This is a genomic window from Streptomyces sp. NPDC005483, assembly GCF_040606035.1.
In the GTDB taxonomy this organism is placed as follows: domain Bacteria; phylum Actinomycetota; class Actinomycetes; order Streptomycetales; family Streptomycetaceae; genus Streptomyces.
In genome coordinates, this window is record NZ_JBEXEA010000045.1 from 1 (window position 1) to 23,900 (window position 23,900).

At 69.3% G+C, this 23,900-nt stretch carries 19 protein-coding genes and 2 pseudogenes; 4 read left to right on the top strand and 17 right to left on the bottom strand.

Annotated features, from left to right (window positions below; translation table 11 throughout):
• From ABZT06_RS44040 to ABZT06_RS44095, 12 genes and pseudogenes are all read right to left on the bottom strand, one after another.
• Window positions 1-133: pseudogene (locus ABZT06_RS44040) on the bottom strand (chorismate synthase); the annotation flags it as partial.
• Window positions 88-1,275 carry a 3-hydroxybenzoate 6-monooxygenase gene (locus ABZT06_RS44045; RefSeq protein WP_355754050.1) on the bottom strand — a complete coding sequence of 396 codons (1,188 nt, stop codon included), beginning with the start codon at window positions 1,273-1,275 and terminating at the stop codon, window positions 88-90. The gene ABZT06_RS44045 and the pseudogene ABZT06_RS44040, both read right to left, overlap by 46 nt.
• Window positions 1,272-2,540, bottom strand: coding sequence for a 3-phosphoshikimate 1-carboxyvinyltransferase (aroA, locus tag ABZT06_RS44050; RefSeq protein ID WP_355754052.1), 1,269 nt, complete (start codon window positions 2,538-2,540; stop codon window positions 1,272-1,274). The genes ABZT06_RS44045 and aroA overlap by 4 nt, the downstream gene beginning before the upstream one ends.
• Before the next feature lie 29 nt (window positions 2,541-2,569).
• A complete protein-coding gene (locus ABZT06_RS44055; RefSeq protein ID WP_355754054.1) occupies window positions 2,570-2,902 on the bottom strand; it encodes a hypothetical protein in 333 nt (110 codons plus the stop codon).
• Window positions 2,890-4,827 carry an anthranilate synthase family protein gene (locus ABZT06_RS44060; protein WP_355754056.1) on the bottom strand — a complete coding sequence of 646 codons (1,938 nt, stop codon included), beginning with the start codon at window positions 4,825-4,827 and terminating at the stop codon, window positions 2,890-2,892. The genes ABZT06_RS44055 and ABZT06_RS44060 overlap by 13 nt, the downstream gene beginning before the upstream one ends.
• Entirely contained in the window at window positions 4,824-5,465 is a 642-nt protein-coding gene (locus tag ABZT06_RS44065) for an isochorismatase family protein (protein WP_355754058.1), read from the bottom strand. The genes ABZT06_RS44060 and ABZT06_RS44065 overlap by 4 nt, the downstream gene beginning before the upstream one ends.
• A 103-nt stretch (window positions 5,466-5,568) precedes the next feature.
• On the bottom strand, window positions 5,569-6,339 hold the full coding sequence (locus ABZT06_RS44070; RefSeq protein ID WP_355754061.1) for a 2,3-dihydro-2,3-dihydroxybenzoate dehydrogenase: 771 nt from the start codon (window positions 6,337-6,339) through the stop codon (window positions 5,569-5,571).
• 47 nt (window positions 6,340-6,386) lie between these two features.
• Complete coding sequence (locus ABZT06_RS44075; RefSeq protein ID WP_355754063.1) at window positions 6,387-7,553, bottom strand: 3-deoxy-7-phosphoheptulonate synthase; 1,167 nt, start codon at window positions 7,551-7,553, stop codon at window positions 6,387-6,389.
• 226 nt (window positions 7,554-7,779) lie between these two features.
• Window positions 7,780-8,541, bottom strand: coding sequence for a glucose 1-dehydrogenase (locus tag ABZT06_RS44080; protein WP_355754065.1), 762 nt, complete (start codon window positions 8,539-8,541; stop codon window positions 7,780-7,782).
• Window positions 8,542-8,646: 105 nt separating this feature from the next.
• On the bottom strand, window positions 8,647-10,104 hold the full coding sequence (locus tag ABZT06_RS44085; RefSeq protein WP_355754067.1) for an MFS transporter: 1,458 nt from the start codon (window positions 10,102-10,104) through the stop codon (window positions 8,647-8,649).
• An 8-nt stretch (window positions 10,105-10,112) separates the two neighbouring features.
• Window positions 10,113-11,771, bottom strand: a complete 1,659-nt coding sequence (locus ABZT06_RS44090; RefSeq protein ID WP_355754069.1) for an FAD-binding protein — start codon at window positions 11,769-11,771, stop codon at window positions 10,113-10,115.
• 46 nt (window positions 11,772-11,817) lie between these two features.
• The gene (locus ABZT06_RS44095; protein WP_355754071.1) at window positions 11,818-12,225 is read right to left on the bottom strand and encodes a cupin domain-containing protein; all 408 of its coding nucleotides are present in this window, start codon (window positions 12,223-12,225) and stop codon (window positions 11,818-11,820) included.
• Between the two features lie 371 nt (window positions 12,226-12,596).
• Here ABZT06_RS44095 and ABZT06_RS44100 point away from each other — a divergent pair, with 371 nt between their 5' ends.
• The gene (locus ABZT06_RS44100; RefSeq protein ID WP_355754074.1) at window positions 12,597-13,712 is read left to right on the top strand and encodes a transaldolase family protein; all 1,116 of its coding nucleotides are present in this window, start codon (window positions 12,597-12,599) and stop codon (window positions 13,710-13,712) included.
• Here the strand turns inward: ABZT06_RS44100 and ABZT06_RS44105 are convergent.
• A complete protein-coding gene (locus ABZT06_RS44105) occupies window positions 13,700-14,491 on the bottom strand; it encodes a class I SAM-dependent methyltransferase (RefSeq protein ID WP_355754075.1) in 792 nt (263 codons plus the stop codon). The two genes, ABZT06_RS44100 and ABZT06_RS44105, sit on opposite strands and share 13 nt — an antisense overlap.
• A 283-nt stretch (window positions 14,492-14,774) precedes the next feature.
• Here ABZT06_RS44105 and ABZT06_RS44110 point away from each other — a divergent pair, with 283 nt between their 5' ends.
• Entirely contained in the window at window positions 14,775-16,742 is a 1,968-nt protein-coding gene (locus tag ABZT06_RS44110) for a helix-turn-helix domain-containing protein (protein WP_355754077.1), read from the top strand.
• Between the two features lie 3 nt (window positions 16,743-16,745).
• Here the strand turns inward: ABZT06_RS44110 and ABZT06_RS44115 are convergent, their stop codons facing one another.
• Window positions 16,746-17,930 (bottom strand): transposase, encoded by a 1,185-nt coding sequence (locus tag ABZT06_RS44115; protein ID WP_355754079.1) that lies wholly within the window; start codon window positions 17,928-17,930, stop codon window positions 16,746-16,748.
• A 715-nt stretch (window positions 17,931-18,645) separates the two neighbouring features.
• On the opposite strand from ABZT06_RS44115, the gene ABZT06_RS44120 reads away from it, so the two are divergent.
• On the top strand, window positions 18,646-18,897 hold the full coding sequence (locus tag ABZT06_RS44120) for a hypothetical protein (protein WP_355754081.1): 252 nt from the start codon (window positions 18,646-18,648) through the stop codon (window positions 18,895-18,897).
• 1,435 nt (window positions 18,898-20,332) lie between these two features.
• Window positions 20,333-20,734 carry a RidA family protein gene (locus tag ABZT06_RS44125; RefSeq protein ID WP_355754084.1) on the top strand — a complete coding sequence of 134 codons (402 nt, stop codon included), beginning with the start codon at window positions 20,333-20,335 and terminating at the stop codon, window positions 20,732-20,734.
• Between the two features lie 24 nt (window positions 20,735-20,758).
• Here ABZT06_RS44125 and ABZT06_RS44130 read toward each other — a convergent pair.
• The 3 genes and pseudogenes from ABZT06_RS44130 to ABZT06_RS44140 all read right to left on the bottom strand — a co-directional run.
• Window positions 20,759-20,862, bottom strand: a pseudogene (locus ABZT06_RS44130) (IS5/IS1182 family transposase); the annotation flags it as partial.
• Between the two features lie 725 nt (window positions 20,863-21,587).
• Window positions 21,588-22,724 (bottom strand): GNAT family N-acetyltransferase, encoded by a 1,137-nt coding sequence (locus tag ABZT06_RS44135; RefSeq protein ID WP_355754086.1) that lies wholly within the window; start codon window positions 22,722-22,724, stop codon window positions 21,588-21,590.
• Window positions 22,724-23,866, bottom strand: coding sequence for an acyl-CoA dehydrogenase family protein (locus tag ABZT06_RS44140; protein WP_355754089.1), 1,143 nt, complete (start codon window positions 23,864-23,866; stop codon window positions 22,724-22,726). The genes ABZT06_RS44135 and ABZT06_RS44140 overlap by 1 nt, the downstream gene beginning before the upstream one ends.
• Between the last annotated feature and the right edge of the window lie 34 nt (window positions 23,867-23,900).

Here is a 23,900-nt window from a genome sequence, read left to right on the forward strand (position 1 = left end):
TGATCGGCACGCCGGCGGGAAGGCCCTCCAGCGTCGCCACGAGTGCGGGACCGTGGGACTCCCCCGCGGTCAGCCAGCGCAACCTGCTCAACGGTCCTCTCCCGTCCCGCCGATGCGAGCCCCGTGCAGCCACTCGACCTTGTCGTACAGGTCGTCGACCGTGTAGGAGGACAGCATCGCGTTGCGGGCGGCGGCGTCGTCTCCGGACGGGTGGTAGAGCTGTTCACCCATGGCACGGGCCACCTGCTGCACCATGGCCGCACGCTCGTACCGCTCGGAGTTGTACTTCTCCAGGCGTTGCGGGATGTCCCCGGCGGCTTCGGCGAGCAGTCGGCCGATGAGGACGGCGTCCTCGAGAGCCATGCAGGCTCCCTGGGCCGCGTACTGGAGCATGGGGTGCGCGGCGTCACCGAGGAGGGTGACGCGGCCGTCCGTCCAGCGCTCGACCGGGTCGCGGTCGCACAGGACCCATTCCTTCCAGTCGGTACCCAGTTCCAGCAGTTGCCGGGCGGTGTCGCTCAGCGCGGGGAACTCCGACAGGACATGCGTCCGCTCGGCGGGCCTGCCGACCACGATGTCCCGTGCGCCGTCGTCACGGGTGGCGGCCAGGTTGAGAAACCTCCCCCTGCCGATGGGGTAGTGGACGAAGTGCCATTTGGGGCCGGCCCACAAGGTGACGGTGTTCCATCGCAGTTCCGGCGGAACCTGCTCCATGGGGATGACGGACCGGTAGATCGTGTGGCCGGACACACGCGGCGCGCCGTCGCCGACGAGTTGGCCCCGCACGGCGGAACGGATGCCGTCGGCGCCGATGAGCGCCGAGCCGGTGAAACGTCGCCCGGTGTCGGTGATCGCCGTGACGCTTTCCGAGTCCTGTTCGTACCAGGTCACGGAGCAGTTGGTGTTCAGCGTGATGTTCCGCTCCGCGGCGCAGCCGTCGAGGAGTGTCTGGTAGAGGTCGCCGCGGTGCACGACGGCGTACGGGTTCCCGAAGCGGGTGCGGTATGCGCCGGTGAGCGGCATGCTCGCGACCCGCTGCCCGGTGGTGCCGTCCATGAACCGCAACTCGTCGATGTGGACGGCGCTCTGCCGTGCCGCCACACCGACGCCGAGCTGGTCCAGGGCATGGAAGGCGTTCGGGCCCAGTTGGATGCCCGCACCCAGTTCGCCGAAGGTGTCCCTTCGTTCCAGTACGACGACCCGGTGGCCGTGGCGCGCGATGCTCAGTGCCGCCGCGAGGCCGCCGATTCCGCCCCCGGCAATGAGTACCTTCATCGTGATCCTTGTCGCTGTGGGGAAGTTGGCCGAGAGCGCGGGGGAAAGAGCCGCCGCAGCTCCTCGTGGAATCCTGGGAAGGTCTTTCCGACGCAGGACGGGTCGTCGAGCGTGATACCGGGAACGCGGAGTCCGAGGACGGAGAAGGCCATGCCGATGCGGTGATCGCGGCGGCAGGCGATGCGGGCGCCGGTGGGCGTGCCGGGGTGGACGGTGATCCAGTCGTGGCCCTCGTCGGTGTCCACGCCCAGGGCACGCAGGTTCTGCGTGACGGCGGCGATGCGGTCCGATTCCTTGAGCCGGGCGTGGGCGATGCCACGGATGGTGACGGGCGCGTCGGCGAGCGGTGCGATGGCCGCCAGTGTCATGAAGGTGTCGGAGATCTCTCCCATGTCGACGGAGATGCCTCCGCGCAGCGGGCCCTCGCCGGTGACGCTGGTGGCCGACTCCGTGACGTCCACCCGCGCTCCCAGCCGCCGCAGTACGTCGACGAAGCGCAGGTCGCCCTGGAGGCTGCCGTGGCCCAGGCCGGGCACGGTGACGGTGACGCCGGTGACCGCGGCGGCCGCGAAGACGTAGGACGCCGTGGAGGCATCCGGTTCGACGGTGAGGTCGAGGGCACCGTAGCCGCCAGGCCGGACTTCGATGACTCCCCCCGGCCGTTCGGTGGCCTTCGCACCGAACCTGCGCATCAGGGCCAGTGTCATGGCGATGTACGGGCGGCTGACCAGGCTGTCGGCGGTGACGGTCAGCGGTGCGCTCATCAACGGGGCCGCCATCAGCAGTCCGGACAGGAACTGGCTGCTGAGCGAGGACTCGACGGTGATCGCTCCGCCGTCGATCCCCTCGCTCTCCAGTGTCATGGGCAGTCCGCCGCCCGGATCCGTCGTCACCGTGGCGCCCAGAGCGGCCAGGGTGCCGGCCAGCGGGCCCAGGGGTCGCGCTCTGAGCTGGGCGCTGCCGTCGAAGGCGAACCGACCGTGGCCTGTGGCGGCGAAGGGCGGCAGGAAGCGAGCCGCGGTGCCGGCGTCCTCGCACCAGACGTCGGCCTCCCCCGTGGGGCCGCGCCCGGCCCCGGTGACCTCCCAGAACTCGTCGTCCTCCCCCGTCCGGACCTGGATGCTGAGTTCCTTGAGCGCCGTACGGAAGGCAACCGTGTCGGCACTGACGAGCGGGAGCCGCAGCCGGGAGGTGCCCACGGCCGCGGCGGCCAGCAGCAGGGCACGGTTGGTGATGCTCTTGGAGCCAGGGATACGGGCCCTCATGGAGTGTCCTCCAGCATGTGGGTTCCGGCTCAGCCGGTGAATGCGAGGCCGAGACGGGCCAGCTGGGCGGTGTCGTAGGCGCCCTCGGTGGTGGCCTCGACGTCGAAGACGTGCCGCTCGGTGGGCGGGTAGCCGATGAGTTCGGCCGCCCTGGCCGGGATGGGCGCGTCGGCGGCCTGCGCCGACTCCCACAGGAAGACGGCGCCCCACCGGTCCGTGCGCTCGTCCGAGATCCAGACCTTCAGGCGCAGCCCCCGGACCTGGGAGAACCGGTCCACTGCCTCGTCGCGCAGAAAGTCCCGCAGCGAGGCGATGGTCTGCTCTGACCGGTCGAGGTCCCACCACGCGATCACCGCACGCACGAGCGGAGCACCCCCTCGAACGCGTCGCCGACGATGCGCACACCGCCCTGGGTGAGCACGGACTCCGCATGGAACTGCATCGAGGTGAAGCCCGGCCCGCGCAGCGCGTGGACCTCCCCGGTGTCGCGGTCCCGGCTCGCCTCGACGGTCCCGAGGCCGGGCACCTCGAACTCGTCCGCCGCGCTGCGGGCCGCGAAGGTGTTGTAGAAGCCGACCTGCTCACGGGTGCCGAACAGGTCGATCTCCCGCTGGACACCCTGGTTGGGTTCGGGCCTGCGCACCAGTTCCAGACCGAGGAGGGTGCTGAGCACCTGGTGGCTCAGGCATACGGCGACGAAGGGCCGACGCTGGTCCAGGAGCGCGTGGATCGCGGACCGCAGATGGGTGATCTTGGGCTCGTGGACGGCTCGTGGATCACCAGGTCCCGGGCCCATGACGACGAGGTCGTGCTCGTCGAAGGAGTACGGCTCGTCGAAGCGCCGGACTGTCGGCTTCAGCCCCATGGCCCGCAGCTGGTGGCCGATCATGGAGGTGAACGTGTCCTCCGCGTCCACCACGAGGACCCGGCGGCCGGCCAGTTCGGGCCGTGCGCCCGTGCCGTGGGTGTGCTCGCCGATCCAGAACCCGGCGATGGAGCTGTTGCGCTGTTCGAGAGCCTGGCGCACGCGCGGGTGTTCGGCCAGGCGCGTGGAGCCCTCGGCGCCCAGGGCGGCGAGCAGGCCGGCCGCCTTGGCGCGGGTCTCGTCGACCTCCGAGGCCGGGTCGGAGTGCCGTACGAGAGTGGCGCCCACACCGATGCTCAGTCGGCCCGTGTCGTCGATGTCGGCGGTGCGGATGAGGATCGAGGAGTCGAGCGTGCGCCGTCCCCGCTCGTCCTGTCCCATCAGGGCGAGGACTCCGCTGTAGTAGCCGCGCCCGCGGGGCTCGTACCGGTGGATGACCCGGCAGGCGCTTTCCAGCGGACTGCCCGTCACCGTCGGTGCGAACAGGGTCTCCCGCAGGATCGTGCGGGGGTCGTGGTCGCTCCTGCCCTCGATGAAGTACTCGGTGTGCGCGAGCCGCGCCATCTCCTTGAGGTGCGGGCCCACCACTCGGGGAGCGGGGTCGCAGATCCGCGCCATCATCTTGAGTTCCTCGTCGACGACCATGTACAGCTCGTCGGCCTCCTTGCGGTCGGCGAGGAAGTCCATCACGCCGGGCAGGGTGGGGCCGGAGGGCGGATAGCGGTAGGTGCCGCTGACCGGGTTCATCACGGCCCTGCCCGCCTTCAGGCTCACGTGCCGCTCGGGGCTGGCGCCGACGAAGGTGCGGTCGCCGGTGTGCACGAGGAACGTCCAGTACGCGCCCTGCTCCCGCTCCAGCAGCCGTCGGAAGAACGCCAGGGCGCTGTGCACGGTGTAGTCGGTGATGTCGGCGACGAACGACCGCTTGATGACGAAGTTCGCGCCCTCGCCCGTGCCGATCTCGTCCGCGATCACCTTGCGGACGATCCCGGCGTATTCGTCGTCGTCCAGGTCGAAGGCGCCGCCACGGAGCACGACCGGCTCACCCGGCAGCCGCCGCAGGGCGTCGCCGACCGGGAGGGTGGCCTGCTCCCGCACGGTGATCGTGATCAGGGGTTCGCCGTCGTCGGCGCAGGCGTAGCCGCGCTCGGTGACCTGGCGGAAGGGGATGACCGCCAGGACGTCGTGGCGGGCCCCGGCGTCGGGATCGGGTGACTCGGTCAGGGGGATGTGCGCCACGGTGTCCACCGTGGCCGCCGTACCCGTCAGGACCTCCAGGGTGTCCGGGGCACCGGACTCGGGGCGGTACAGCAGCGCGAAGGCGGGCGACGGCCTCGGTCCCAGGACGCGGTCGAGCAGATCGGGCGCTGCACGGTCGGAGGCTGTACGGTCGGGCGCCGGATGGGAGTTGTCCACGGTCATCGGGCGAGCTCCTCGATCAAGGACTTCGTCGTGGTGACCAGGGCGCAGCGCTCTGCGGCGTAGTCGAGGGCCAGCCGGTGGTACGCCTCGGTGAAGTCGGCGACGGCGTCCGCCACCAGGAATGTCTCGATGTCGTTGGTGAAGGCCTCCACGGCGGTGGACAGCACCCCGATGTGGGCGTACACCCCGCAGAGGATCAGCTGGTCGCGTCCCTGGGCGCGCATCCTCTCCAGCAGGTCGGAGCGGAAGAACGCGCTGTAACGCCACTTGGTGAGCAGCCAGTTGTCCGGGCCCGGCGCGAGGGATTCCACGACCTCGCGGTCGGCGGGGTCGACGCGCATGCCCGGTCCCCAGAAGTCCTTGAGCAGTCCGCGCTGTTCCTCGGTCATACCGCCGGGCTGCGCGGTGTACGCGACGGGCATGCCGGAGGCGACCGCCTGTTCGCGCAGCCGGGTGGCGTTGCGCACGAGGTCGCCACCGGGCGCCTCGCCCTCGGGGAACTGCCGCAGGAAATAACGCTGCATGTCGTGGACGAGCAGGACCGCCCGGTCCGGATCGGCCTGCCATGCCGCCGTGTTGGCGGGCAGGTCGCCGGCCTGGGGCATCGGGTAGGGCTGGATGGGGGGTATGCCTGGCATGGTCTTCGTCTTCCTCGATTGCTCGGGTCGTCGGACAGCAGGGGTGGCGCCGCCGTCGACGGGGGCGCCGGACGCCGAGGCCGCACCGATCGGCGGCCGGCCGTCAGACGCCGAGGGTCGCGCCGCCGTCGACGGTGAGGCCGTGCATCGTGATGTGTGAGGCCTGGTCGGACAGGAGGAATGCGACGGCGTCGGCCACGTCCGAGGGGCGGGCCAGCTTTCCCAGGGGGATGCCGACGCGGTAGGCGGCGGGTGAGCCTTCGAGGGTCGCGGTGCGGCCGTGGCCGTCCTGCCACATGGACGTGAGCATCGGGGTCTCGGTGGAGCCGGGGGCGACCACGTTGCAGCGGATGCCGTATCGGGCGACTTCCAGGCCCAGGCACTTGGTGAACATGGTCGCCGCGGCCTTGGACGCCGCGTACGCGGCCATGTCCGTGCGGGCCGTGCCGGCCGCGTTCGAGGCGATGGTGACGAGGGCACCTGCGCGCCTCGGGACCATACGGTTGATCACTGCACGCGACAGGAAGAACACGCCGGTGGCGTTGACCGCGAACGTCGCCGCCCAGTCCTCGTCGGTGAGGTCCGTCGCCTTCCCGAGCCGCAGCACGCCCGCCCCGTTGACCAGCTGGTCGAGCGGACCCAGGGCGTCCTCGACGTCCGCGGCCAGGCGCTCGGCCCCGGCGCTCGTGGTGACGTCGGCGCAGAACGCCCTGACCCGCAGCCCCTCGGCGGCCAGTTTCGCGGCCACCCCGGTCAACCGGTCGCCGTCCTTGTCCACGGCGGCCACCGAGGCCCCGCGTTCAGCCAGGGTGCGCACGACCGCCGCACCGATCCCACCCGCTGCTCCGGTGACCAGCGCGATCTTTTCCCGCATGGTGAACAGTCCTCCTTGCCGGCGACTTCTCAGTGACTCGTGACTTTTCAGCGACGCCAGGCGGAGGCGATCTCGACGGCCTGGCCAGGATTGAGCCGCGGATCGCAGAAGCTCGTGTACTTGTCTCCGACCGAATTCAGGCGAGTGGGGTCGGAGACGCATTCCGTGACTGCGTCCGGGGTGGTTTCCAGGTGCAGTCCGCCGAGAATTCCACGGGCCTGTAGCACGGATTTCTGGAATTCTTGGACCTCACGCACGACGGTCTTCACGAAACGGGTCTTCAGTCCGTCCGGCCCGGCCTCGGTGTTGCCGTGCATCGGGTCGGACAGCCAGATCGCAGGGTGCCCGGCCTCGCGTACGGCGGCGACCAGGGCCGGAAGCACGCCCGGTGCCCTGCCGACACCCATGCGCGCGATGAGCGTCAGCCGCCCGGGGACGCGGTCGGGGTCCAGCCGCTCGCACAGGCGCAGCAGTTCCTCGGGCGTCATGCCCGGTCCGACCTTGCAGGCCACCGGGTTGCGTACGGCCGCCAGGAGCGCCACGTGGGCGCCGTCCACCTGCCGGGTGCGCTCGCCGATCCACGGCCAGTGCGTCGAGGTGAGCAGCAGGCTGCCGTCGTCCTGCCTGTGGGTCAGGGGCAGTTCGTAGTCGAGCAGAAGGGCCTCGTGGCTGGTCCACACGGGGGCCTGGGCGCGCGGGGCGCCGGCGGCCCAGCCGAGGTGTTCCATGACCCCCCGTGCGGCCTTGTGGCCGGTCAGCAAGCGCCGGGGGTCGGGCTGCCGCATCACCGGGTCGGGGTTCGGGTCGTTCACCATGTGCCCGCGGAAGACCGGAAGTTCGACGCCCTGGACCGTCTCGGTGGGCCTGGAGCGCGGCTTGGCGTACTGACCGGCGAGCCGGCCCACGCGCACCACGGGCACGCCCGTGCTGACGCGCATGACACCTGCCAGGAGATCAAGCACGGCCGCCTTGCGGGCGACGTCCACACGGCCGTTCTCCGCCCAGTCCTCGGCGCAGTCGCCGGCCTGGACGACCTGGGCGTGACCCTCGGCGACCGCCTTGAGGTGCTCGTGCAGCTGGGTCACGTCCGCGGCCTCGACGAGCGGCGGCAGCGCGCTCAGTTCCCGCCGGACCCGCTCCCTCTCAGGATGGCTCCGCCAGTCGGGCTGCTGGAGAGCGGGCAGCGATTCAATGTGAGCGAGCTCGCTGTTCAACACGGTTCCTCTCGTGGGGCGAAGAAGGATTTCTTCGGCTGAACTCGTGAGTTGCTTTCACCGATTGTGCGGAACTGGAGAATCTCCGTGAAGGGGGGAATCGCGACTTCGTCATGTTCCGCCGCTTCACGTTCCGGCGACCCGGGATGAATTCAAAAAAGCGCGTCCCGGTCCTGTGGCAATTCGCCACAGGACCGGGACGCCTGCGCCGGACGGGGGGCGCCGATCAGCTGGTGACTCCGCCGTCGACGACGAGGTCGTGGCCGACGACGAAGCTCGACTCGTCGGACGCCAGCCACAGCACCGCGGCGACGATCTCGTCGGTCGTGGCGACGCGGGCGATCGGCACCGTCGTGGCAAGGCGGGCCGCGCGGTCGGCGTCAGCCTCCCCGGGGCGCAGCGACATGCTGGTGTCCGTGGCGCCGGGGCTCACGGCGTTGATGCGCACGTTGTCCTTGATGTGGTCCAGGGCGGCGACCCGGGTGAGGGTGCTCACGGCCGCCTTGGACGCGGCGTAGGCGGCCATGCCGGGCCGGCGCCCGTGGTAGCCGATGTTGGACGCGGTGTTGACGATGACGCCGCCGCCGTGCGCCCTCATGTGTGCGATCTCCTGCTGCATGCCGATCAGGACGCCGTTCAGGTTGACGTCGAGAACGGACTGCCACACCGACAGGTCCAGGTCGGCGACCGGGGTCGGCTTGCCGAAGACGCCCGCGTTGTTGTGGGCGACGTGCAGGCCGCCGTGGCGCTCGACCGTGGTGCGCACCAGGCGCTCCATCTCCTCCGGCCGGGTGACGTCGGCCACGACGGCATCGGCGCTGCCGCCGTCCTCGCCGACGAGGCGCGCGGTCTCCTCGATGGACTCCGGCCGGGCTCCGGCCGCGATCACGGTGGCGCCCTCACGCGCGAAGGCCCTGGCGCTGGCCCGGCCGATACCGGATCCGGCTCCGGTGATGATGACGACCTTGTCCTTGAATCGGGCGGTCATGGGGGGTGCTCCTTGGCAAGTGTCGTTGCGGGTGGAAATTCAGGGTGCCGCGAGGCGGCGGGGACCCGGCGGGTTTCGGCCGCCGGGCTCGGGGCGGTGGGGCTTTCAGACGCCGTTCCCGGGCGGGCGAGGGCGCAGCAGGAAGAGCGCGCACACCGCTGCGGCGGCGAAGGCCACCGCAGCGACCGTGAAGGCGAAGCCGTAGCCGGACGTCACGGCGGACGCCGGACCCGTGCCGGTGTGTTCCAGGTCCGCGGTGTGTCCTGCGGCCAGTGTGACCAGGACGGCGAGGCCGATGGCGGGGCCGGCCTCCAGGGCGGTGTTGACCACGGCTCCGGCGAGACCCGCCTGGTCCTGCGGGACGTCGGCGGTCGCGGAGACGGTGGACCCGGCGAAGATCAGCGCGGCCCCGGCGGGGAAGAGCACGAGACCGGCCAGGACCGCGCCGACGTACGGCGTGTCCGTGCCGATCAGGCCCAGCGCCGCGAGCCCCAGACCGGCCAGCGCCAGTCCCGTGACCAGCACCACGCGCGGTCCGAAGCGCTGCACCAGCCTGCCCACGGACCCGCCGCTGACGACCAGGGTCAGCCCGAAGGGCAGGAACGCCGCCGACGTCTCCAGCGCGGAGTACCCCCGAACCTCCTGGAAGTACAGCGCGAGCATGAAGAAGATCGTGGTGATCCCGGCGGCACCCAGGAAGACCGCGAGCAGCGCCACCGCCCGTCGTGGCGCGGCGGGGAACGACAGCGGCAGGAGCGGCTGCTCCACGTGTGCCTCGGTGACGACGAAGCCCACCAGCAGCGCACCCCCGCCGAGCAGCGTGCCGAGCGCCACCGGGGAGGTCCAGCCGCGTTCCGGCGCCTCCACGAGGCCGTAGCCGAGCAGAGCGATCCCGGTGGTGACCAGGACGGCTCCGAGGACATCCAGCCGGCCGCCCCGGGGCGGCATGCCTTCGGGGATCAGCCGGGGTGCGGCGGCGAGGGTCACCACCGCCACGGCGACCGGCACGACGAACGCCCAGCGCCAGGAGTTCCACGAGGCCACCACTCCCGACAGCAGCATTCCGGCGGTCCCGCCGGACGCCGCGAGCCCGCCCCACACGGCCATCGCACGGGCATACCGCGCGGGCTCCCGGTGGACGACGCTGACCAGCGCCATCGCGGCCGGTACGGCGAGGGCGGCACCGGCCCCCTGGACGAAGCGCGCCGCCAGGAGCATCCACAGCCCTGTGGACAGCCCCGCAAGGGCCGAACTCGCGCCGAACACGAGGGTGCCGAGGAGGAACACCCGGCGGTTTCCGTACAGGTCGGACAGCCGGCCGCCCAGCAGCAGCAGGCCGCTGAACGACATGCCGTAGGAGGCTCCGAGCAGGGCGAGTTCGGCGCGGTCGAGCCCGAACTCCACCTGGATGTCGGGGAGGACGACGTTGAGCACGCTCATGGCGAGGATGAGCACGAACTGGACCGACGCCAGCAGGGCGAAGGCCGCGCCCGCACTGCTGTCGGGCACCGCGTCCTTGGCAGGCGTCGTGTCCCGTCCCGCGGGGATGTCTTGTTGCTGCACGGCTCGCCTCACGGCTGGTCGGGAAGGGTGATGGACTGCGAGTGCCGGAAGGTGTTCCGGGGGTCGTAGGCGGCCTTGATCCGCTGCAGCCGTGGGTAGTTGTCGCGGTAGTAGAGCGTGTACCAGGGCACGCCGGTGGTGTTGACCTTGGTGTCGGTGATGTCGGCGTCCGGGTAGTTGATGTAGCAGCCGTCCGTGGCCGCTCCCGGTACCGGATATCCGCCGCTGGCCGAGAAGACCTCGCCGTACACCTCACGCGTCCAGCCGATGTTGGCGCCGTCCTCGGCGGCGTTCGACCAGAAGCTCTGGAACAGCCCCTTGAAGAGCGAGTCCCGCTGCGCCGACGCGGTGTCGCCGGAGCCCACCGTATTGATCTTCCCACCGTACGAGAGCAGGACGACCATGGACCGGGGGTTCTGGTGGTCGGTGCGCGTCAGGTGCCGGTACATCGCCGTGGCCTGCGCCTCGGTGACGTTCTTGCGCAGGTAGGCGGACTTGTGATGGCCGCGCAGCGTCGGATCGGTCAGGGTCGGGTTGCTCGTGCCCAGCAGCTTCACCGAGTGCAGCCACGGAAGGTGCTGCGGTGTGAACAGGTCGGGCAGCGCGTTCAGTTCGCCGACCGGCTCGGACATCGGTCGTACGGCCGTGTCGGACAGCGAGGAGGTGATCTCGGTGAGGAAGTCGTCGAGCACCTTCTGCGCGTCGGGGACGGTGGCGTCGATCTGGGTGAGCAGGCCGATGCTGCCGTTCGCCTGGTGATTCATCATCAGGAAGCTGCACAGGGAGGCCGCGGCGGAGTCGGCGGAGCCGTTCTTCACATGCCAGGCGCCGAACTTCTGCACGAGGGACACGAAGGAAGCCTTGTCCAGCTCGCTCCAGGGCAGCGCGACGGCGCTGACCAGCACCTCCTTCGGGGGCTTCGGCAGCAGCGCAGCGGGGTCGGTGCCGGTGGCACCCGGGCTGCGGAACCAGTACCGCGTGATGACGCCGAAGTTGCCGCCGCCACCGCCGGTGTGCGCCCACCACAGGTCGCGGTGGGGGTCGTCGGCCTCGCGCGTGGCCACCACGCTGCGGGCCTTGCCGGCGGCGTCGACGACGACCACCTCGACCGCGTACAGGTGGTCGACCGTCAGGCCGTGCCGCCGGGACAGCATTCCGTAGCCGCCGCCGCTGATGTGACCGCCCGCGCCCACCGAGTAGCACATGCCACCGGGGATGGTGACGCCCCAGCCCTTGAACAGCGAGTCGTACACGTGGAGCAGCGTCGATCCCGCACCCACCTCGAAGGCCTTGAGGTCCTTGTCGTAGCCGACCGTGTCGAGCAGGGAGGTGTCGATGACCACCCGGACCTCGGGGTTGAAGACGAAGTCCGCATAGCAGTGGCCGCCGCTGCGCACCGAGATCCGCTTGTTGCCGTCCACGGCTTCCTGTACGGCCCGCACCACCTGCTCCGTGGTGCGCACCAGCCGCACGGAGTCGGGCCGGCCGACCCAGCGGGAGTTGTTGCCGACGACGAGGTCGGCGTAGCGGGGGTCGCCGGGGACGACGGTGACGGCGTCGGGGGCGGTTCCCGTGGCGGCGGTGGCGGCCGTCACCGCGGGGCCGGTCTCCAGGGTCGTGGCGGCTATCGCTACGGCCGTGCCGGCCAGGACGCTTCGTCTTTTCATGGAACTCGCGTTCTCTTTCTGTATCGGTGCAGGCTTATGGACTGGCTCAGTCGCCCCAGATCACGCCGAGGCCGAGATTCTCAGCGAATTCCACGGTGCGGTCGACCGACCACGATTCACCGACCGGCGCCGACTTTCCCAGTTCGGTCGAATAACCGGCCTGCGAGAAGAATCTCTCGAAACCACCAGGTGTGGTGACGACATAGAAACGCGCGGTCTCGCTCTCCACCAGATAGGAGTGCGGAATGCCGCGCGGCAGGAACAGCACGCCCGCGCCGTTGACGCTTTCCGTGCGGTCGCCGACGGTGAGGCGTACGTCCCCGCCCTCGATGATGAAGATCTCGTCCTCACGCGTATGCGTATGGCGCGGTGCACGTTCTCCCAGCACGGCGCTGAAGTGCGTGATTCCCAGGGCACCACCGGTCTCCTGGGCGGAGAGCTTCGTGGTGACCACCGACCCCTTCCCCCAGAGCCGGGACATCCCCTCACCGTCGCGGCGAATTACCGGCGACCGTCCGTCAAGCCCTGCGGTCAAGGTTCCTCCAGCACACTGCGATTACTCGGTCACCATTCCGTCGGGAGCCTCACACGCCACTGTCGCCGCCCGCAACGCGCGGGGCTTAGTTTGTCAGGTGTGACCCCGCGGCCGTCCGGAACACAGAAAGCATGGAAATTCAAGCCCGCCCGACATACTTTGTCAGGTCGCCGCGACGTGATCGCGCGGTAACTGTACCGTTATCGCGACATGGACAGAAAGCGTAATGTCGGGCCCTAGAATTACGGCCGTCCTTTACGTCTCATTCGGACGCTGGAGCGGAGGCAGCATTGACCACCCAGCCGCGCTCGAAACGCAGTGGCGCCCTGGAGCAGCTCGCAGCGGAGGGGGTCGGCCTCTGGCTGGACGACTACCACCGCGGCCGGCTGACCGACGGCAGCCTGGACAGACTCGTGGCCGACGGGCTGGTCGGGGGTGTCGTCTCCCGGCCCGCGGCCGTCGCACGCGCGATGTCGGACACCACCGCCTACCGGGATCAGCTGAACCGTCTCTCGAACGCGGTCGCCTCGGCCGAGGAACGCGTCTATGCGCTCATCGCGGAGGACGCCCGCGCGGCCTGCACCGCGCTGGAACCGGTGTTCCGGGCGACGGAGGGCATGCACGGCTGGGTCTCCCTCGGCATCGCGCCCCGACTCACGGCGGATGCCGACGCGATGCTCGACCACTCCAGGCAGCTCGCGGAGATGGTGGACCGCCCCAACGTACTGATCCGGATTCCTGCGACGGGCCGCGGACTTGCCGCCGCCGGTGAGCTGCTCGCCCACCGGGTCGGCGTGCACGTCACCTCGGTGTTCTCCGTGCAGCGGTATGCCCAGGCAGTGGACACGTACTTCCGCGGCCTGGAGCGTGCCACCGCCGACGGCCACGCCGCGGCCGCCGTCACCTCACTCGTCTCGCTGGACATCGGCCATCTGGACACCGGTGTCGACACGCTGCTGGACGGCTCGGTGGACCCCAGCGCCGCCGCGCTGCGCGGACAGGCCGGGCTGGCTACCGCGCGGCTCGTCTACCGCCGCTACGAGGAAAGCCTCGGCTGCTCCCATTGGCGTTCCCTGGTGGCCGACGGCGCCCGCCCGCAACGCCTGCTCTGGACTTCGGAGAACGCGCCGGAATCCCCTCGGGCCGCGCTGGACCGGATCGAGCGGCTCATCGCCTGGATGACCCTGCACGCCCTGCCCCAGGGGGCGCTCGACGCACTGGACCGCAGCCGGGGGTTCCACGGCGACACCCTCTCCGGTGAACACGGCTCGGCCTGTCGGGTGATGGACGCACTCGAACGGGCCGGCATCGTCGTCGACTCGCTCGCGCGCGACCTGGAGGCCGCGGCGGCCGAGAGGGAACGTGCCGCGTGGGACAGGCTCCTGACGATGATTCAGGCAGGCTGAGCCGTCGGTCGAGCAAACCGGGTGTGCAGCCCGCCCCGGCGTACGGTGCCGTCGTACCCCTGCGACGCCCCGTCGGCGGAGCACACTTGCACCAGGAAGTGCTCGACCGGGTCTCCCCTGTCGATGACGACGTGCCTCCTGAGCACCCGCAGTTGCCGCCCTGTCTCCGCGGCGATACGGTGCAGCCCGTCCAGATCCCCCCTGCTGCTGAAGTGAAGCAGGGCCCGGCCGTCCTTCGTCAGCCGGCGCGGCGCCTCGTCCACGTACCTGCGGTGTGCCGCGTACGCGGGATCCACATAGGCGCGTTCCAGGGGAGTGCCGAACCGGTAGCCCTCCGGTGCACGCACGTACGGTGAACTCCAGACGATCGTGTCGAAGAGCTGCCCGGCCGGCAGCTCTTCGAAGAGGTCGCTGTGCACGGCGCGGACCCGGTCGGCGACCCCGTGGCGCCGTGCGTTGAGCGCGGCGTTCGCCACCGCCTCCGCGTTGATGTCGGAGGCGACGACCCGCTCCCAGCCCGCGAGGGCGGCCGTCACAGCGACAACTCCGGTGCCGCAGCCGATCTCCAGGAACGCGCCGCGCCGCGGGCCGCGTACAGGATCGGAGAGGTCCAGCATGTCCAGGACTATCTCGGTGGTACCCGCGTGTACGGGGGCAAAGACCGTGTCGAGCAGGTCCCAGTGCCTTCCGCGCAGCGGGAAGACCTTCGGGCGGTGCTCCGGCCGCATGGAGTCACGGCTGCGTTCGAGCGAACGTAGATAACTCTTGATCTCGGACATCCCCCGACGGTCCCCTCCTCATTGCCGGGCACCGCCTTCGGCGTTCCCGGCCACCGCCCACATCCCCTTGTGCGCGGCCCCGGCTCGATCCTTCCGCGACATCCCGGACGAGCGACAGGTGGTCCAGCCACACAGTTGACGAGGGGCAGGGGTGCCTCGCCCACCACCCCGGGAGGGAGACCAGTGCGGCCACGCACGGTAAGCGCTTGCATCCGCGGGGCCACGAACTTAGGCTCTCTAAGGACTGGCTTGCTTGATCACAGGGGAATCAACGGGGGAAACGATGACAGCGGGGCCGTACCCGGACTCGCCGGACGTGATGTCCGTACTGGAACTGCTCGCCGCGGGGGCGCCGACAGCACGGTTCGAGGAACTGCTGCGGGCCGCCCAACGCGAGGAGGCTTCCGACGGCACCCGCGCGGAACTCGAACAGGCCGTCCGTCTGGCCTCACGTGTCCAGGCGCTGATAGGCCACGCGCAGCAGCGCGAAGCCGGCCTTGCCGCACTCGTCGACACGGCCCACGACCTCACCCTGGTGCACGGCATGAACCCGCTCCTGCACGAGATCGCACGACGGGCACGCCGACTGCTGAACTTCGACATGGCCTATGTCGGACTGCGCAACGCGGACGACGACGGCAAGGCCTCTTCCATCCGCGCGGCGGAGGGCGAGACCACGTCCCGCAGCGTGGGCCTGAAGACCTCCGAGGACTCCGGCCTCGGCAGCCTCGTCCAGCGGACCCGGGCGCCCGCCTGGAGCCCCGACTACCTGGCTGACAAGGACCTTCCGCACTCCCCTGACATCGATGCAGTCGTACGGGCCGAAGGCCTGCACGCCATCCTGGCGGTACCGCTCGGCCACGGCACAACGGTCTTCGGCACCCTCTACGGCGCCGACCGGAAGATACGGCACTTCACGCCGGACGAGATCAGCCTCATGCGCTCACTCGGCAAGCTGGCAGGCGTCGCCATCGAACGGGCGCGGCTGCTGGAGGACACCCGTGCCGAGGTGACCGAGCTGGAACTGGACACCTCCCGCGCCAGGAGCAGTCTCAACGTGCAACGCCGCGTCGAGGCCGCCTACATCCGGCTGATCGACCTGGTGCTCAGCGGCTGCGATCCGCAGACCCTCGCCGAAGCCGCGGCCAAGGAGCTGTCGGGGGCACTGGTCGTCAGGGACTGCGTCGGACGCACGCTCGTCGTGACCGGCACGCCGCTCGAGCCCGCCGAAGACGACGTCCTCAGATGGACCTATGACGCCCATGCGGCGGGCCGCCCCGTGCCCCTGCCTGAGGGCGGCTGGGTCGCGCCGGTCACGGCCGGCGGCGAGAACCTCGGTGCCATTCTGCTGGTCCCCGACGAACCGCTCACGGACGGCTTCGGAGTGCGGCTGCTGCAGCTCACCGCACGGGCGGTCGCACTCATCCTGCTGCTGCAGCGCACCTCGACCGTCGCCCACGACCAGATCCGTGACGAACTGTTGGATGAACTCCTCAGCGACATCAGGCCGCAGCCGCCCCAGCTGATCACGCGGGCACGCAGACTCGGCATCGCCATCGACGAACAGCATGTGATGGTGCTGGCACGGCCCGAGGGAGGTCCGGAGGGCCGCGCCGCCGCGTGGGCATCGTCGTACGCCCATCGGATGTCCGGACTCATGAAGGTCCGTGACGGCTGCGTGACGCTGCTGATCCCCGGCGAGGACCCCCTCGCCGCGGCCACCGCGGTGTCCGGGGAGCTCACGCCGCTCGTCGGCCATCCCGTCACGATCGGGGCGGCCGGACCCGTCTCGGGCCCGGGCCGCGTGGCGCAGACCCACCGCGAGGCCCTCAGCTGTCTGGACGCGCTCACCGAGCTGGGCAACCTCGGTTGCATCGCCACCCCTCAGCAGATGGGCTTCCTCGGCGTCCTGCTCTCCGAGACCCACGGCGTCGGCGACTACATCCAGTCCGTGATCGGACCCGTGCTCGACTACGACACCCAGCGCTTCACCGAGCTGACCCGCACCCTCGACGCCTATTTCGCCTCCTCCTCGAGCCCGACGCGCGCGGCCTCGGACCTGCATGTGCACCCCAACACGGTGTCCAGGCGGCTGGAGCGCATCGCCGAACTCCTCGGGGCCGACTGGCAGGATCCCGAACGAGCACTTGAGATCCAGCTCGCCCTACGGCTGCACCGCACCCGTCGAACCCTGCAGCACCGGCACGCGGCCGCGGGGTCGGTACGGGACACCGGCAGTCCTGGTCTGTAAGGGTCAGGCAGAGAGTTGACGCGCATAGAGAAGTCGCTCGTCCGACTCGTCCGCCAGCGCCGACACCGCGTGGGCGACGGAGGCCAGGGTCATGTGACGATGCCAGCCCCGGAACGAGCGCCCTTCGAAGTCCCGGACGCCCACCTCCTCGCCGATCTGCTTCTCATCCCGGGCGACCCGCTGCGCAAGCCGGGTCAGCCGCACGAGCTCACCGACCGGCGCCGTCGCCGAGGCCGCGAGCCACAGGGCCGCCGGGGCCTTCCCGCGTTCGTGCCACTCGCCGATCAGTAACAGCTCGGGCCCGGAACCCGGCCGAGGAAGTCGTACCCGGACCGCCGCCGCGAGCGTCGTACCCCGCACCGGCCCTCCGGCGGCCTCCACCGGACGGCGCAACCCCTGCACGGACTCCATGATGTGGCGGGCCGGGACCGCCCCTGCCCGGTACCCGGGCATCGCTCGGTCCGCCACGATCAGCCGGGCGCTCTCCTCCACCCGGGTGAGCAGGGGAATCCGAGCTTCGGCGAAGGGCCGGACAACGCCGCCGAGGTCCGTCACATGAGCGTCCAGCACGAGGGGACGCCTCGGCACCGCCCACCGGCCCAGGGCGGTCAGCGCCGTGGCAGTGGCGCACTCGTCCGGTGTCTCCGCCTCGGCCCGGTCGGGAATCTCCGCCCTACGACGCCTGCGCGCGTCCCCGAGCCAGGACTCGGGAAGATGCAGCCGCCACTGGACGGGGGCACTGGTCCCCTCGGTTGCTGCCCAGGCTCCGAAGGCCAGCTGGCCGTTGACCACTTGTCCACGCTCCGGGGCGAACTGCCGGTCCACCCCCACCGAGTGCTCGCCCGCCTTCGGAATGAACAGCGGTCGTACGACCCACGCCCTTGGCGCCAGCACCCGCGTGACATGGTCGGCGAGGGCTTCGCGTATGGGCGACCAGTCCCAGGTGGAGCTGCTGATGAAGTGGTGCAGACTCTGCTCGGCCGCAGCCCCGCCCGCGAGCGCGGCGATGTTCCGGATCGACTTACGTCCCTTCGCCGCCAGCAGCCCACTCAGATACTGTCGCGCCCTCAGCCGCTGGTCGCTCCGGCGCAGCGACGCGAAGAGCTCAGCACAGAGCTCGCCACCGGGATGGGTGACCTCGTGAGCCCCTTCTCGTATTCGGTCCCAGGAGACGACTTTCGCGTTCACGGTTCCCCCCGCTTGTCCACTTCACAACTCCTCCCTCCACACTGGCCGCCCACGTCCGGCGACGGGAGGTGCACCGGGCACACTCCTTGCGAGCGACGACGGTTGCCGAGCCACCCCCGGGGGCTCCCACCAACGACAGCCGCGAAATCGCCGCGGCACCCCTGTGTGGTGCGGCCACCTCACGGCCACCTCGCGACCGCCTGCCGAGGCCGAGGCTGCTGTGCCACGTCGGCAGCCTGGCCACCACACGGTTGGTCGTCCGTGTTCAGACAGCCGGAAGCGAGCGGAACATCAGCCTCCGGCGCGCCGCGCAACCGCGGCGACGAAGAGCCTCGCGGATACCGAAACCGGGCACAGGCACCAGCCTCAGCCCCACCACCTCCGTCTGATCCGCTAACCTGTCAGGGACCGCCCACAGCGACGGTCCAGACCCTTGCCCAACGGGGGTGACTGCTCACCCAGAGCATCCATCCACGTTTCACGCAAGGCCCCGCCTTCGTGGGATGTGTGGGAAATTCCGTCGCCGCAGGTCAAGCCTGATGGTGTGCGACGCCCCAAAACGCGGCAGCCCCGATTCCCAAACGTCTTTGCAGCGTTTTCGCAGCTCATGACGTGTGCACAGGGTGCAGTGCAGCGTTCGAATTGAATGCAACCTGTTCACCGGCGGCAAGGGCAGACAGAGCGCGGCTCGCGGCACACATCTGGCACCGCCCGAGTGAATGTCACCCTGCTCCTCCTGGACGACCAGGATCGCCTGATGCTGTGCGGTGGTTGCTGCGGCGGTTGGACGGTCCCGCAGACGCTGCTCGCTGCAGGCACTGAATTCGACGACGGGGCCGCCCAGTATCTCGCCGAGCGATTTCACATCTCGAACCCTCGCTTCGGATCCGTCTATGGAGTTCACGAAACGCGAGAGTCCGACTGCTGGAACATGACCAGCGTACTGTTTCTCGCGTTTACATCGTGAGGATCGACGCGGAAGAGTCGGACTCGTTTCAGACGATGTCTCCATCGCACACCCGGTGGAAAATCAGCGACCTGAGAGCTCGCCACCGCGATGTCTCACCTGAAGGCGTGGCCCTTCTGGCGTCCGGATACGTGGAAGGTTGGCTTCCCGACGGCCCCATCTCGCTCTATTGATCTGGAGTCCTCATGCCTCTGCACGCAATTGAGATCATCCTGACCCGGACCGTACGCGGAGTAGAACTGAAGGCCGCGCGACAGATCAGCGACATGCCGATGGCGTCATCGCACGACAGACGGAGCATCGCCGTTCTCGTGTCGGCACGCGACGAGGAAGTCGCCATCAAGAAAGTATGGAGTCGGCTTCAGGACTCGCTTCCCATTGACGTACTCTGCACTCTCTTCCCGGGTCCGGAAGGGTTGCTGCAGATGAGCATTCCCTTCGCTCCAGCAGTAAAGAGGAGAGTCCGCGCATGGGCGAAAACGTCAGGGAAGAGCACTGAGGAGTTCCTGATCCAAGCGATCAAAGATGCGTTGACACGTGATCGTTCTACGGAGGTAGCTCGTCAGGAATGTGCACTGAATTTCCTGCTCCATACTTGCTCTTGGCTGGATTCACCGCTGAGCGACACGGATCGCATCCCTGTTTCAAGACTGCCAGCGTCACTTAGAGACCTTGTCCGACGGATCTCCATTTCCGGAACACGCATCGTCTTCACCGACACCACCGGGCCGATCGCCTCGCTGATCAGCGAGGCGAGAGCTGAGGAATCTCGAAGACACGCTCGCGATTGCGGAATGCGAGCAGCGGAAGGTCGGCCCCTCATCCTTCATGCCGCACGACGAAGCGGTCCAGGAGAGGCCGATCGACGACGGGACCGGGGAAGACGGGGAACAGCATGAACCTGGCTGAGCCCCGCCCGCTGGTGTGTGGCGACAGGCAATGGGCCTGACCCGCCACGGTCGCCGCGGTGTTGGACCGGCTCTCGGCGCGTCATGGTGATCGGCTCGTTATGATCGAAGGTGCCGCGTCCGTGCCGATCACGCAGCGCACCTCTGGTACGAACGGAACGGACTCGGTGCGGCGTCACCGTTGCCACCCGGTGGACAGGCAGACCGCGCGGCTTACGAGGCCCAAGACGTGGCGGCTGGCGGGGCCCGAGCGGAACACTCGGATGCTGCTACAGGAACGCTCACAGCTGATCATCGCCTTTCTCGGCACCAGCCGGTCGCGATCGACCCGCTGGCCGAGCACACGACCCGGTTCGCCATGCTGCTGCAGCTGCTGCGACGCCGAGGCCGTCGAGGACGTGATCGCTGAGGGCGCCATCACTACGAGCTTCCCCGCGGCTCGCCCACGCAGGGTCTGCTGGACTTAACGCTGGCCAACTCACCAGGTCCGTCGAGGCGTTACCGGTTCCCTGACCTACCATGGCCGCATGAGTGAGCTGACCAGGATCTCCGCCCCCGACGGTGTCGTCCCCGCCAAGCAGTTCAGCCACGTGGTGGCGGCCACCGGCCGTTTCGTAGCCTTGGCTGGCCAGCTTGCCCTGGACGAGACCGGGAAGCTAGTCGGCGATGGTGACCCCGAGGCGCAGGCCCGTCAGGTGTTCGAGAATCTGAGGCGCTGCCTAGCCGCCGCGGGGGCAACCTTCGACGACGTCGTTAAACTCACCTATTTCGTCACAGACATGGCCTACATGGCGGCCATCCGCGCCGCCCGCTCCGAGTTCATATCCGATCAGCGACCGGCGTCGACGGTGGTCCAGGTCGCCGCACTGGCGGGGCCGGAGTTCCTCATGGAGATCGACGCGTTCGCGGTGGTGAGCAAGTCAACTTAAGGCACTGGCTCGTCAGCAAGGCGTAAGCCAGGAGACATACTCGACCAGCTCATGCGGGACATCGGCCATGGAACGATACGGAACCAACGGAGCCCCTTGGTCGCCGGGGTGACGAGTGAGATCACCATGCCAACGACGAGGGGCTCCGCCATGTCACCGACCCGCTGACCAGCCCATTCACCCCGGCAGCACAGGATGCAGCACAGGATGAAAGAGGCTCAGTGAGGGTGGGTGAGGAAGCCGCTCGTCAATGTTGCGACAGATGGAGGCGTAGGCTTCCCATGCCCATCAGCGGGAGTCTTCCTTACAGGGTGGACCGATGCGATGCACATGGCGTCGGGACAGCGGGACTCACATTTCGTGCAGCAGGAAGTCGTACACCGCCTGGCGGCCTGGATCGCTGGTGGTGTGGGTCTGCACCGAGTGGGACGCCCCGGGTCCGAGGCGCCCATCTGCTCCTGCAGTTCGGGGCACTGGAGCACACCTGCGCCGGTGCCCCGCTGGTCAACATCACCAGCCGGTACTGCTTGAAGAGCGGTGCGAGCTTGGTCAGGACGTGGTTCACCAGTGGTACGCCTGGCTGCCCCAGCCCGCCGGTGAGGAAGACCAGATCGCCCTTAGGCTCGTCGGCGTTGTCCGACACCGCGACCTATAGGTTCAGGCTGCCCGCGGTACCCCCACTGTGGTCCAGCGGCATGGCGAGGGTGGCGCAGGTGAACCCGTCCGGGCCAGGGCAGGATGCCTGCCCGTTCAACGCCCCGAGCATGTCCGGGCCCTCACGGGACGGTCAGGGCAGGCGTCAGCCCAGAGAGTCCACGTTGGAATGTAGAGGCGTTCGCGCGCACCACACCGGTCACGCGAGGGTTTGCCAGAGGCCGGAGGAGACACGGGCCCCGTAGCGGGCCCCGGCGGGAAGTGACGCACGAGTCTCGGCCAGCTTCGCGGCATTGTGCTCGACAGCCTGCTCCGGCTCCCAGGGCCGGGTTCCCAGGGCGAGCGCCCACAAAGGGGTGATGTGGGCACCGCGCAGTACCTTCGCCTCGTAGGCCGAGGTGCCCAGATGGAGGCGGCGCAGCCCGGAGCGGTAGGCGTGTTCGATCGGGGCGTAGTAGCCGAGCGTGAAGTATTCGGCGCCGTCGCGGAGCCGCTCGTAGTCGAATCCGACGGCCCTGCCGTAGATCGTGTCCCCGGCTTCATAGGCCAGGCAGAAGCCGACTACCTCCTCCTCGTCGGCGCAGGCGTACACGAAGCCGGTGTTTCCGGTGGCCTCGTTCTGGACCTTCAGCAGGTTAGCCATCGACTGCGGTGTGACCTCGAAGCCGTACCGGTTCTGCGTCTTGCTGAGCAGGACCCCGGTGATGGAGAGCAGTTCACTCAGAGGGCGGCGCCGGACCGTGTATCCGGTGCGGTCGAACCGCCGGCGGTCGCGCATGATCTGCCGTCGTCGTCCGGTGGCCTCAAGGTAGTCGTCGAACGAGTCGCCGGGCAGGTCGATGGCGCAGTCGCCGCGCAGCACCCGGGGAAGGGTCGACGCCCACGGGCGCAGCAGCTCCATGTCCGCATCGGCGAAGTAGAGCCACCATGACACGCCGCCGGCATCCTGCTCGGCCATGGTCTGCACCTGTTCGACGAGCAGCCCCATCGCGATCCCGCGCCGGCTCGCGTCCAGGGTGTCGTCCAGGAGGATGCGGCTCTGGTAGCCCCTGGTACCGCCGACGAGCAGGACCTCGCTGCCGTCGGGGACGGCGCCGGGAAACATCTCGGCCACGTTGTAGTGCTTGTTGGCGGGCCGGGGGGTGAGGAAGGTCGGGACGCCCGCGACAAGCCGGTCGTCTTCCCAGAGGGTGATGAACCGGCAACGTTGTTCCGGGTTCATCTTCTCCTGGAAGCGCAGCCACCCTGTCGTCATGTAGAAGGACTTGGGGGAGGCCAGCGCGTCCCAGGCCCCCGTGTCGAGGCTGTCCACGCTCTCGTACACGTGTATGCGCATCATCGTGCTCCCGAACCGGGCTGCTCGTTGAGTTCGTCCACCGTGGTCGCCAGCGTCGGCCGGATGAACGCCATGGCCCGCACGTCCGAGTGCCACCACCCGAAGGGCGAGCCCTGCGAGTACGTCATTCCGCCCAAGGCCCGGCTGATGTGCTGCAGGGCGTTCTCGGCCTGCTCGCTCACGGCCAGTTTGGCCAGACGGGCCATGTGCCCGAAGCTCTCGGCGGACTCACCGGTCTCCGTGGCGCGGAGGACTCCCTCGAAGGCCTGGTCGACCAGCCAGCCCGCGGCCTGTGCCTGTGCCCATTCCACCGACTCCAGGCCGGACCGCGTCCCGCCGCGGGTTCGCAGGCGTTCGGCGGCGGCTGCCACAGCGGCCCGGACGATGCCGACGAACGGCGCGAGGCGGCAGCCGATGGTCGGGCCGGACGCCATACGGTTGAGCAGGTCCTGGCGTCCGGGCCAGGTCACTCGCCGCACGGGGGCGTCGCTCAGCACGACGGCGTGGCTTCCCGACGCCGTCATGCCGTGGCCGTCCCAGGTGCGGCTGACGGAGACGCCGGGCAGGTGCTGCCGGTCCCGCAGATCGAGGACGAACAGATCCGGCCGGTCCTCGCCCTCCGGGACGGCGTTGGTCAGCATGAAGGCAACATGGTCCCAACCGCTGCCCGAGGACTTCTCCCCGGAGATCGACCAGTCGCCGTCCGGGCTCTGCTTCGCGCTGCTGCGAATCACCCCGTCCCGCTCCGAGAGCAGGACCCCCCACGCGCCCGCGCCGGACGCGAGCAGGCCGACGAACTCCTCACGTTGACGCAACCAGGTCGGGTCCGCCTCGTCCACGTGGAAATCGGCGAGCCAGCCGGTGACGAACATCGCGACCGGCTCCATGGAAAGGATCAGCGCGAGCGAGCTGTCACCGGCGGCGATCAGGCTGATGGCATGCGCGACAGCACGGGTGGACTGTGCGGTGGATGCCCACAGTCCGCCCATCGCCTCCGGAACCAGCAGCTGGTGGAAGCCGGTTGCCGCCACCGCGGCGAAGTCGTCTGCCGACAGTTCCCTGGCTCCGGAACGGCGCTCCGAAGCCAGGCGGTGCGCCAGGATCTCGACGTTCTCGAGCACACCGTTGGTGGACAAAGTCATGAGGCCTCCTCGGCCGGGACGAAAGGGAGCCTCA

Bases quoted from the DNA above. Each gene is read 5' to 3' on its own strand.
- ABZT06_RS44065 (WP_355754058.1), bottom strand. From the start codon at position 5,465: ATGCCAGGCATACCCCCCATCCAGCCCTACCCGATGCCCCAGGCCGGC.
- aroA (WP_355754052.1), bottom strand. From the start codon at position 2,540: ATGAGGGCCCGTATCCCTGGCTCCAAGAGCATCACCAACCGTGCCCTG.
- ABZT06_RS44060 (WP_355754056.1), bottom strand. From the start codon at position 4,827: ATGACCGTGGACAACTCCCATCCGGCGCCCGACCGTACAGCCTCCGAC.
- ABZT06_RS44090 (WP_355754069.1), bottom strand. From the start codon at position 11,771: ATGAAAAGACGAAGCGTCCTGGCCGGCACGGCCGTAGCGATAGCCGCC.
- ABZT06_RS44080 (WP_355754065.1), bottom strand. From the start codon at position 8,541: ATGACCGCCCGATTCAAGGACAAGGTCGTCATCATCACCGGAGCCGGA.
- ABZT06_RS44135 (WP_355754086.1), bottom strand. From the start codon at position 22,724: ATGCGCATACACGTGTACGAGAGCGTGGACAGCCTCGACACGGGGGCC.
- ABZT06_RS44105 (WP_355754075.1), bottom strand. From the start codon at position 14,491: ATGTCCGAGATCAAGAGTTATCTACGTTCGCTCGAACGCAGCCGTGAC.
- ABZT06_RS44125 (WP_355754084.1), top strand. From the start codon at position 20,333: ATGAGTGAGCTGACCAGGATCTCCGCCCCCGACGGTGTCGTCCCCGCC.
- ABZT06_RS44140 (WP_355754089.1), bottom strand. From the start codon at position 23,866: ATGACTTTGTCCACCAACGGTGTGCTCGAGAACGTCGAGATCCTGGCG.
- ABZT06_RS44070 (WP_355754061.1), bottom strand. From the start codon at position 6,339: ATGCGGGAAAAGATCGCGCTGGTCACCGGAGCAGCGGGTGGGATCGGT.
- ABZT06_RS44110 (WP_355754077.1), top strand. From the start codon at position 14,775: ATGACAGCGGGGCCGTACCCGGACTCGCCGGACGTGATGTCCGTACTG.
- ABZT06_RS44045 (WP_355754050.1), bottom strand. From the start codon at position 1,275: ATGAAGGTACTCATTGCCGGGGGCGGAATCGGCGGCCTCGCGGCGGCA.